This window comes from Methylosinus sp. DMC45, assembly GCF_056313885.1.
This window is the reverse complement of the sequence record NZ_JBQUZK010000064.1, coordinates 57,998-67,075: the sequence shown is the minus strand read 5'-3', so window position 1 is coordinate 67,075 and position 9,078 is coordinate 57,998. Positions and strand designations below refer to the sequence as shown.

Genomic DNA, 9,078 nt, shown 5'->3' with positions numbered 1-9,078 from the left:
CCGCAGGTGGTGGAGGCGCGGCTGTGGCGCTTCGCCATTCTCGACGTGACGATCGGAACGATGTCGGCCATCGCCTTCGCGCTCTTCGTGCTGATGGTGCGTCAGGATCTGTCGCGGATGGATCGCGACGACGATCAGGAATCGGCGACCATTCACCGCCTGCCGACGCGCCGCCACGCGGCCGAGCCGGCTGCGGCCGAGCCTGCGCGCGAGCTTCCCGGCGTCTCGGCCGGCTGACGACGACGAAACAGGACGGCAGGCCCGGTTTTGACGGCGCATCAGATTTTCCAGCGTGACGACCTCTGGCGGGGCGACGCCCTGCGGCGCGAGCGTGAGCTCGCGGCGGGACTTGCTTTCGCGGGTCTTGCTTTCATGAGCGCGCGCCCCAGATGCGACGTGGGAGCGACGCCTCCGGCGCCGCCACAATGGAGCCTGTCGACGTTTTGGCCATGACGAGCGACATGCGCGATATCGCCCTCGTCACTGGCGCGAGCGGTTTCATCGGAGGAGCGGTCGCCGGCCTGCTGCACGAGCAGGGCTTTCGCGTGCGCGCTTTAGTCCGGCCGACCAGCCCGCGCGCCAATCTCCGCCCGCAATATGAGATTTTCGAAGGCGATGTGACCGATCGCGAGAGCCTGCGCGCCGCGCTCTCCGGCGTGCGCTACCTCTTCCATGTCGCCGCCGACTATCGCCTGTGGGCGCCCGATCCCGCCGTCGTCATGCGCACCAATCTCGAGGGAACGCGCATCGTCATGGAGGAGGCGCTGCGCGCCGGCGTCGAGCGAATCGTCCATACCAGCAGCGTCGCGACGCTCGCGCCCGACGCCTCCGGCCTCTGCGACGAGACGCGCCGGCTCGCGGCCTGCGACCGGCTCGGCGCCTATAAGCGCAGCAAGCTCCTCTCGGAGCGGCTGGTCGAGGATATGGTGGAGCGGCTGCAGCTGCCGGCCATCATCGTGAATCCCTCCGCGCCGCTCGGCCCCGGCGACGTCCGTCCGACGCCGACCGGCCGCATCGTCCTCGAGGCGATGCGCGGCAATATGCCGGCCTATGTCGACACCGGCCTCGCCGTGGTGCATGTGGCGGATGTCGCCGCCGGCCATCTCGCCGCTCTGCGCCAGGGACGAATTGGCGAGCGCTATATTCTCGGCGGCGAGAATGTCGAGCTCTCCGAGCTGCTCGCCGAGGTGGCGAGCCTCGTCGGCGGCCGTCCGCCGCTCATGCGCCTGCCGCGCTGGCCGCTGCTGCCGTTGGCGCACGCCAATGAGGCGTTGGCGCGGCTCACCGGCCGTGAGCCTTTCCTCAATGTCGAGAGTCTGCGTCTCTCGGCGACGACCATGTTCTTCGACGATTCCAAGGCGCGCCGCGAGCTCGGCTACTGCTCGCGCCCCTATCGGCAGGCACTCGCCGATGCCGTGGAATGGTTCGGCGCCCGCGCCGCCGAGACGCGGCAGGCGCCGCGCGACGCACGCCGCGCGCCGGACGGAGCGCCGGGCGAATAGCGTCGGCGCCCTTGCGCGCGGCCGCGCGACGAGGCAATTCTCCGCGCGTGGCTGGGTTTTCTCATGACGAGCGTCGGATGATCATCGATCGGCGTCCGCCCGCGCGCGGCGCGGGACGGCGCTTGCTCTTTCTCATGCGTCTCGCCGCATCGGCGGCGGCGCTCTCAATTCCCGAGACGGCATTCGCGCAGGCGGCTCCCGGCTTCAATCTCTGCGTGCAGCCGGGCGCGCCCCCTTGCGTCTTCATGCCCGGCCGGGCGGCGGAGGCCTGCGGGGCCGAGGTCGAGGCCTATATCGCCTCCGTATTCCATTATCGCGAATGTCTCTCCAAGGAGAGCGAGCGCGTGATTCGCGAATCGAACGACGTCATCGACCATTGGCGATGCCGGGAGCGCGGCGAGCGGTGCCGCAAATGAAGCGGCCCGTGGTCTATGACGTCACGCGGCTCGTCACGCGCGCGCTCAATCCGACGCCCAATGGCATAGATCGGGTCGATTTCGCTCTGGCGCGGCATTTTCTCTCGGGCGAGGGCGGCGTCGCGCTGGCCGCGGCGGCGCTCGGGCCGCGGCTCGCCTCCGCCGAGGCGGGGCTGCGCACGCTCATCGACATAGAGACCTATTGGAACGAGCTTCGCGATTCCTCCACGGACGACGGCTTCTCCACGGACGAGATGTACGAGCGTGTGGTCGCCTCGCTCGGCGCGACGCCGCAGGGGCCGCGGGCGCCGCGGGTGGCGCGTCGCGATTGGGCGATCGTTCGAGAGAATTGGCGCGCCATGCGGCGCTGGGCTCTGCGTCTCGGGCGCCCGCCGTCGGAGGCGCCGGCGGGCGCCGTGTTCTTCAATGCGAGCCAGTTTCCCGTGCATAAGGAATGGCATTTGCGCTGGCTCGACGCGCGGCCGGACGTGAAGCCCGTTTTCTTCGTCTATGATCTCCTGCCGCTGGACGCGCCCGAATTCTTCCGTCCGGCCGAGCGCGACAAGCATCGTCTGGTCATGGGCAATATCGTGCGGCGGGCGGCGGGTGTGGTCGTCGCATCGGCTTCAGTCGCGCGCCGGGTCGCGGACTATGCGAAAGAGAAGGGCAGGGGCGATCTGCCGGTCTGCGTCGCCGGCCTGCCGGCGGCGCCCGCCTTCGAGCGCGAGGCGGTCGCCGATCCGCGGCTCGCCGACACGCCTTATTTCGTCTTCTGCAGCACGATCGAGCCGCGCAAGAATCATATGCTTCTGCTCGACGTCTGGCGCGAGCTGGCCGAGCGCGCGGGCGCGGGCGCGCCCAAGCTCGTCCTCGTCGGCAAGCGCGGCTGGCACAATGAGAATGTGCTCCGCATGCTGGAGCGCTGCGCGGCCCTGCGCCCGCATGTGGTGGAGGCCTCCGGCCTGTCGACGCCGGCGATGCGGCGGCTGCTGGCCGGCGCGCGCGCCGCGCTCGCGCCCTCCTTCGCGGAAGGATTCGGGCTCCCCATCGCCGAGGCCGCGGCCTGCGGCGCCCCGATCATCGCCTCCGACATAGAGATTTTTCGCGAGATCGCCGACGACACGCTCGACTATATCGATCCGCTCGACGGCCTCGGCTGGCGCGACGCGATCCTCGACTATAGCGCCCCCGATTCGCCGCGGCGCGCCGCGGCTTCGCGGCGGATCGCAGGGTTCCCGCGCCGCGACGCCGCTTCTTTTTTCGAGACGATCGACGAATTCCTCCGCGCTTTGTGAGCGCGCCCGTTTCCGCGGCGCGGCGCGCCTTGCCGGAGCGGCGGCGGTTTCCTATTAAGGTCGAACAAAGGCCCACCAGCGAAAGAGAGGCGTCGATGACGGACCCTTCGAGCCCGCCGAAATGGAAGCGGGTCGTCGTCAAGCTCTCGGGCGAGGCGCTGATGGGCGACGCCCCGCATGGTCTGCACGCGCCGACATTGGAGCGCATCGCCAAGGATCTCGCTGCTTCCGCCGCGCTCGGCGCGCAGATCGCGGTCGTCGTCGGCGGCGGCAATTTCTTTCGCGGCATTCAAGGCGCCGACAAGGGCATAGAGCGCGCTCGCGCCGATTCGATCGGCATGCTGGCGACGGTGATGAACGGGCTCGCGCTCGAGCAGGCGATCGAAGCGCAGGGCCGCCAGGCGCGCGCGCTCTCGGCCGTGCCTATGCCCTCGCTCTGCGAATCCTATTCGCGGCGGGCGGCGCTGCATCATCTCGACAAGGGCCGCGTCGTCATCGCCGCCGGCGGCACGGGCCTGCCTTTCTTCACCACCGACACGCCCGCCGTGGTGCGCGCCGCCGAGCTTTCGGCCGACGCCGTGCTGAAGGCGACTCAGGTCGATGGCGTCTATACCGCCGATCCCAAGCGCGACCCTTCGGCGCGGCGCTACGAGCAGCTGACTCATGACGAGGCCATCGCCAAAAGCCTCGCCGTGATGGACACCGCAGCCTTCGCTCTTGCCCGCGAGAACAAGATTCCCATAATCGTCTTCTCCATCGCCGAGGCGGGCGCGATCCGCGCGGTGCTGGAAGGAAGAGGGCGGGCCACCCATGTCGTTCCTTAGCGGACGAGCGCCTTCTGGATGCGGCGGCGATTTCCGCCTCGGCGGATTATGTTCTATGAAACGCTCCGACCCCTGAGCCGGCGCGGCCCGCTCGTTCGAACCGAAGACATCACGAATAGGCAAAGTTTCCTATGGCTCAGACTTTCGATCTGCCCGAACTGAAACGCCGCATGCAGGGCGCGCTGGCGACCCTCAAGCACGAGCTCGGCGGGCTTCGCACCGGACGCGCCTCGGCGAGCCTGCTGGAGCCGATCCATGTCGAGGCCTATGGCCAGGCGACCCCGCTCAATCAGGTGGCGACGATCAGCGTGCCGGAGTCGCGCATGCTGGCCGTGCAGGTGTGGGACAAGGGCCTCGTCGGCGCGGTCGACAAGGCGATTCGCGATTCCAATCTCGGGCTCTCGCCGACCATCGAGGGTCAGGTGCTGCGCATTCGCACGCCGGAGCTCAACGAGCAGCGCCGCAAGGAGCTGGTGAAGGTCGCGCACAAATACGCCGAGGATGCGCGGGTCTCGGTGCGCCACGTTCGGCGCGACGGCATCGATATATTGAAGAAGCTGCTGAAGGATCACGCTCTTCCCGAGGACGACTCCAAGCGTCACGAGGCCGAGGTGCAGAAGGCGACCGACGAGTCGGTGCGCGAGATCGACACCATGCTCGCGCAAAAAGAAAAAGAGATCATGCAAGTTTGATTTGTCTTTTCGATTTTCACGAGACGCCGGCCGGTCCGGCCCGAGCTCTCGAGTATGGCGCGGAACAAAAAAAATGGGAGATGGTGGAATATTGGAGCTGGGAGCGCCGGCCTTGGCGCCGAGATCCGCGCCGCGTCATGTCGCTTTGATCATGGACGGCAACGGCCGCTGGGCGGCCGCGCGAGGCCTACCGCGATTCGAGGGTCATAGGCGTGGCGTCGACGCTCTGCGCAAGACCGTGCGCGCGGCGATCGAGCTCGGGGTGGATTATCTGACGGTCTATTCCTTTTCTGTGGAAAATTGGTCGCGTCCGCCCGAGGAGGTGCAGAGCCTGCTCGCGCTGCTGCATCGGTTCATCCGTAACGACCTCGCCGAGCTGCAGGGCAATAATGTTCGCGTGAAGGTCATCGGCGCGCGCGCGGATCTCTCGGCCGAGATCGCCGGGCTGTTGCGCGAGGCCGAGCAGATGACCGCCGCCAACACTGGCCTCACCCTCGTCGTCGCCTTCAATTATGGCGCGCGGCAGGAGATCGCCGCCGCGGCGCGCGCGCTCGCGGAGGAGGTCGCCGCCGGCCGTCTGCGTCCGCAGGACATAGACGCCGAGGCGATCGCCCGACGTCTCGACACGGCCGATATTCCAGATCCCGACCTCATCATCCGCACCAGCGGCGAGCAGCGCCTGTCCAATTTCATGCTGTGGCAGGCCGCCTATGCGGAGCTGCTGTTCGTGCCGGTCCATTGGCCGGACTTCAGCCGGGCGGATTTCGAGGCGGCGATCGACGAATATGCGCAGCGTGATCGGCGTTTCGGCGGGCTGGCGCCGGTCGATCGCAGAGCGAAGACCGCTTCATGAGCGAATCTTCCGAGCCGCCCGCCGCCAAAGCCGGCGCGAGGGGCGGTCAATTCTCCGATCTCGGTCCGCGCATCGGCTCGGCGGCGGCGCTGATCGCGACCGCGGTGGTCGCGCTCTATGTCGGCGGCGACGCTTTCGCGCTGTTCTGGCTGCTCGCCGGTTTCGCCGTCTCCTGGGAGTGGCAGAGCATCGTCGGCGGCAAGATGGCGCTCGCGCGCTTCGCGCTCGGCGGCGCCTCTCTCGCCGGGGCGACGGCCTTCGCCGCCCATGGCGGCGGTCCGGCCGCGCTGGCCTCGCTCGTCTTCTTCTCGGCGATTCTCGCAATTCTCGCCGGGCCCGGCCGCCGGCTGTGGGCGCCGGCCGGCTTGCTCTACGCCGGCTCCTTGATCGTCTCCACCAATGTGCTGCGCGATTCGTCCGATTATGGCGCGCTCTCCATCGCCTGGCTGTTCGCCGTGGTCTGGGGCACGGATGTGATGGCCTATTTCGGCGGCCGCCTGATCGGCGGGCCGAAGCTGTGGCCGCGCGTCTCGCCGGGCAAGACCTGGTCGGGAACGCTTGTCGGCGTCGCCAGCGGCGCGCTGGCGGGCGTCGGCGTCGTCTATCTCAGCCGCTGGAGCGCGGCGGCGACCCTGCCTTTGTTTTTCGTCGGCATTGTCGCGGCGGCGCTGGCGCAGGCGGGAGATCTCTTCGAATCCTGGATCAAGCGCCGTTTCGGCGTGAAGGATTCGAGCCGGCTCATCCCCGGCCATGGCGGCGTGATGGATCGCGTCGACGGCTTCATCTTCGCCAGCGCCTTCGCGGCCATGCTCGGCGGTTTGCGCGGTCAGGAGTCCCTGGCCGCCGGCATCTTCATCTGGTAGGCGGCGTCACATGGCGACAGGGACAGGATCGGATCAGCTCGGGACAGGGTCGCGCGGCCGGCCGCCGAAGCGAATCGCGCTGCTCGGCGCGACCGGATCGATCGGTCGCTCCACCGTCGATCTGCTGCTGCGTAACCCGGAAGCCTATTCCGTCGCGGCCATCGCCGGCGGGCGCGACCATGCCGCTCTGGCGCGGACGGCGCTGGCGGTGAAGGCCGAATTCGTCGCCATTCGCGACGAGGACGGCTATGCGGCGCTGAAGGAGGCGCTCTCCGGCACCAATATTCAGGTCGCCGCCGGACGCGAGGCGGTGATCGAGGCCGCGACGCGCGAGGCCGATCTCGTCGTATCGGCCATTGTCGGCGCCGCCGGAGTCGAGCCGACCCATGCGGCGCTGGAGCTCGGCCGCGTCGTCGCCCTCGCCAACAAGGAATGCCTCGTCTGCGCCGGCGGGCCCTTCATGCGCACGGCGCAGCAGAAAAAGGCGCGGCTGCTGCCCATCGACAGCGAGCATAACGCCATTTTCCAGGCGCTCGGCGGCGAGGACGTCTCGCGAATCGAGAAAATGACCATCACCGCCTCCGGCGGCCCGTTCCGCACCTGGACCAGGGAGGCGATCGAGGCCGCGACGGTGGAGCAGGCGCTCAACCATCCCAATTGGGCGATGGGGCCGAAGAACACGATCGATTCGGCCAGCCTGATGAACAAGGGCCTCGAGCTGATCGAGGCGCATCATATTTTCGCCGTGCCGGCGGAAAAGCTCGACGTCGTCGTGCATCCGCAATCCATCGTGCATGGGCTCGTCAGCTTCACCGACGGCTCGGTCACGGCCGGGCTCGCCCGCCCGGACATGCGCGTGCCGATCGCCCATTGCCTCGCCTATCCCGAGCGAATCGAGACGCCGGCGCCGCGGCTCGATCTCGTCGCCCTCGGCGCGCTGACTTTCGAGAAGCCCGATCTCGACCGTTTTCCGGCGCTCGGTCTCGCGCTCGACGCGCTGCGCGAGGGGGGCGCCTTGCCGACAGTGCTCAACGCCGCCAATGAGATCGCGGTCGAGGCCTTCCTGTCCGGCCGCATCGGTTTCAGCGGAATCGCCCGCGAGGTCGAGAAGGCGCTGGAGGCCGCGCTCAAGGACGGCACGGCGCGGGAGCCGGCCACCGTTGAGGACGCCCTCGATATTGACCATATTGTCAGAGAAAGATCGCGCGGCGCCTTGGCGATGAACCAGGCTTCGGGCATGTTAACGCTTCAGTAACCAAGAGAGCGAGGCCGCGTGGCGGACTCTTGGTGCGTAGCGTTTGCCGGGAGTATCGCTTTGCTGGACTTGCTCATGACGATCCTCATCTATGTCGTCCCCTTCGTCTTCGTGCTGACGATGGTGGTGTTCTTCCACGAGCTCGGCCATTTCCTCGTCGGCCGCTGGTGCGGGGTCAAGATCGACGCTTTCTCGATCGGCTTCGGGCCGGAGCTCTGGGCCTTCCATGACCGCTATGGCACGCGTTGGCGCGTGGCGGCGATTCCGCTCGGCGGCTATGTGAAGTTCCACGGCGACGCCAATGGCGCCAGCGTGCCCGATCCCGAGCGCATCGAAGCCATGCCGGAGGAGGAGCGCAAGGTCACTTTCTTCGGCCAGCCGGTTTGGAAGCGCGCCGCCATAGTGGTGGCGGGGCCGCTCGCCAATTTCGTGCTGGCGATCGTCATCTTCACCCTTCTCTACGCCTCCTTCGGCCGCAATATCCTGCTGCCCAAGGTCGCCGCCGTGCAGGCGGGCGGCGCGGCCGAGCAGGCCGGCTTCCAGAAGGGCGATCTCGTCCTCACCATAGACGGCGAGCCGATCGACAGCTTCGGCAAGATGCAGGAGATCGTCTCGGCCTCGACCGGCAAGCCGCTCAGCATCGTCGTGCGCCGCGGCGGCGAGGATGTGCCGCTGCAGGCGACCCCGCAATTGCGCGAGATCGAGACCGCGCTGGGCAAGACCAAGATCGGCATGATCGGCCTGCAGGCGAGCTCGGACCCCGCCGACCAGCGCGAGGAGCGTTTCGGCGTCGGCCAGTCCTTCGTTCTCGCGGTCAATGAGACCTGGACGATCATCGGCCGCACCGCCTCCTATCTCGGCGGCCTCGTCGTCGGCCGCGAGGCGACCGACCAATTGTCCGGCCCGATCGGCATTGCGCAGGTCTCCGGCCAAATGGCGAAGGCGATCGACAAGGTGGGCGTCGGGCCGCTGTTCAATCTCATCGCGATCCTGTCGATCTCGATCGGCCTGCTCAATCTGGCGCCGGTGCCGCTCCTCGACGGCGGACATCTGCTCTTCTATCTGATCGAGGCGGCGCGCGGCCGCGCGCTCGCGGAACGTACGCAAGAATACGCGTTCCGAGTCGGGCTAGCGATGGTCTGCACCTTGATGGTGTTCTCCACCTACAATGACCTCGCCAGGTTGTTGCGCCGCGTCACGGGCGCAGGGGTCGACTGACAGGCTTCGTGTCTCGTTCTTTTCTTCCCACTGAAATTCGGGGCGAAAGGGCCGAGACCGGCGGTTATGACCGCTTTTCGCCATCATTCTGGGGAGGATCGCCTCATGGGACTCGCGGCCAGCGCCGCGGGTTCCCGACGTTAACGCGACGCTGACCATA

The 9,078-nt window shown here is 67.8% G+C and carries 9 protein-coding genes and 1 pseudogene; all 10 read left to right on the top strand.

Features of this window, described 5'->3' with window-relative positions; all coding sequences use genetic code 11:
- A pseudogene (locus ACT53T_RS24180) lies at positions 1-237 on the top strand (CDP-alcohol phosphatidyltransferase family protein); the annotation flags it as partial.
- A gap of 224 nt (positions 238-461) precedes the next feature.
- Positions 462-1,502: a hopanoid-associated sugar epimerase gene (gene hpnA, locus ACT53T_RS24175; RefSeq protein WP_476163205.1), complete on the top strand. Its 1,041-nt coding sequence runs from the start codon at positions 462-464 to the stop codon at positions 1,500-1,502.
- Between the two features lie 77 nt (positions 1,503-1,579).
- Entirely contained in the window at positions 1,580-1,918 is a 339-nt protein-coding gene (locus ACT53T_RS24170; RefSeq protein ID WP_400767424.1) for a hypothetical protein, read from the top strand.
- The gene (locus ACT53T_RS24165; RefSeq protein WP_476163204.1) at positions 1,915-3,213 is read left to right on the top strand and encodes a glycosyltransferase; all 1,299 of its coding nucleotides are present in this window, start codon (positions 1,915-1,917) and stop codon (positions 3,211-3,213) included. The genes ACT53T_RS24170 and ACT53T_RS24165 overlap by 4 nt, the downstream gene beginning before the upstream one ends.
- 95 nt (positions 3,214-3,308) lie before the next feature.
- Positions 3,309-4,037 (top strand): UMP kinase, encoded by a 729-nt coding sequence (gene pyrH / locus ACT53T_RS24160; RefSeq protein WP_161913953.1) that lies wholly within the window; start codon positions 3,309-3,311, stop codon positions 4,035-4,037.
- A 131-nt stretch (positions 4,038-4,168) separates the two neighbouring features.
- On the top strand, positions 4,169-4,729 hold the full coding sequence (gene frr / locus ACT53T_RS24155; RefSeq protein ID WP_018265082.1) for a ribosome recycling factor: 561 nt from the start codon (positions 4,169-4,171) through the stop codon (positions 4,727-4,729).
- 73 nt (positions 4,730-4,802) lie between these two features.
- Positions 4,803-5,582, top strand: a complete 780-nt coding sequence (locus ACT53T_RS24150) for an isoprenyl transferase (RefSeq protein WP_476163203.1) — start codon at positions 4,803-4,805, stop codon at positions 5,580-5,582.
- Positions 5,579-6,445, top strand: coding sequence for a phosphatidate cytidylyltransferase (locus ACT53T_RS24145; protein ID WP_476163202.1), 867 nt, complete (start codon positions 5,579-5,581; stop codon positions 6,443-6,445). Before ACT53T_RS24150 ends, ACT53T_RS24145 begins: the two co-directional genes overlap by 4 nt.
- A gap of 10 nt (positions 6,446-6,455) precedes the next feature.
- The gene (gene dxr, locus ACT53T_RS24140; protein ID WP_400767434.1) at positions 6,456-7,700 is read left to right on the top strand and encodes a 1-deoxy-D-xylulose-5-phosphate reductoisomerase; all 1,245 of its coding nucleotides are present in this window, start codon (positions 6,456-6,458) and stop codon (positions 7,698-7,700) included.
- Positions 7,701-7,775: 75 nt separating this feature from the next.
- Positions 7,776-8,918, top strand: a complete 1,143-nt coding sequence (rseP, locus tag ACT53T_RS24135) for an RIP metalloprotease RseP (protein WP_400770377.1) — start codon at positions 7,776-7,778, stop codon at positions 8,916-8,918.
- Positions 8,919-9,078: the final 160 nt, after the last annotated feature.

What these genes read in the sequence shown, in the direction of transcription:
- hpnA (WP_476163205.1), top strand. Translation starts at nt 462, where the DNA reads ATGCGCGATATCGCCCTCGTCACTGGCGCGAGCGGTTTCATCGGAGGA.
- ACT53T_RS24170 (WP_400767424.1), top strand. Translation starts at nt 1,580, where the DNA reads ATGATCATCGATCGGCGTCCGCCCGCGCGCGGCGCGGGACGGCGCTTG.
- ACT53T_RS24165 (WP_476163204.1), top strand. Translation starts at nt 1,915, where the DNA reads ATGAAGCGGCCCGTGGTCTATGACGTCACGCGGCTCGTCACGCGCGCG.
- pyrH (WP_161913953.1), top strand. Translation starts at nt 3,309, where the DNA reads ATGACGGACCCTTCGAGCCCGCCGAAATGGAAGCGGGTCGTCGTCAAG.
- frr (WP_018265082.1), top strand. Translation starts at nt 4,169, where the DNA reads ATGGCTCAGACTTTCGATCTGCCCGAACTGAAACGCCGCATGCAGGGC.
- ACT53T_RS24150 (WP_476163203.1), top strand. Translation starts at nt 4,803, where the DNA reads ATGGGAGATGGTGGAATATTGGAGCTGGGAGCGCCGGCCTTGGCGCCG.
- ACT53T_RS24145 (WP_476163202.1), top strand. Translation starts at nt 5,579, where the DNA reads ATGAGCGAATCTTCCGAGCCGCCCGCCGCCAAAGCCGGCGCGAGGGGC.
- dxr (WP_400767434.1), top strand. Translation starts at nt 6,456, where the DNA reads ATGGCGACAGGGACAGGATCGGATCAGCTCGGGACAGGGTCGCGCGGC.
- rseP (WP_400770377.1), top strand. Translation starts at nt 7,776, where the DNA reads ATGACGATCCTCATCTATGTCGTCCCCTTCGTCTTCGTGCTGACGATG.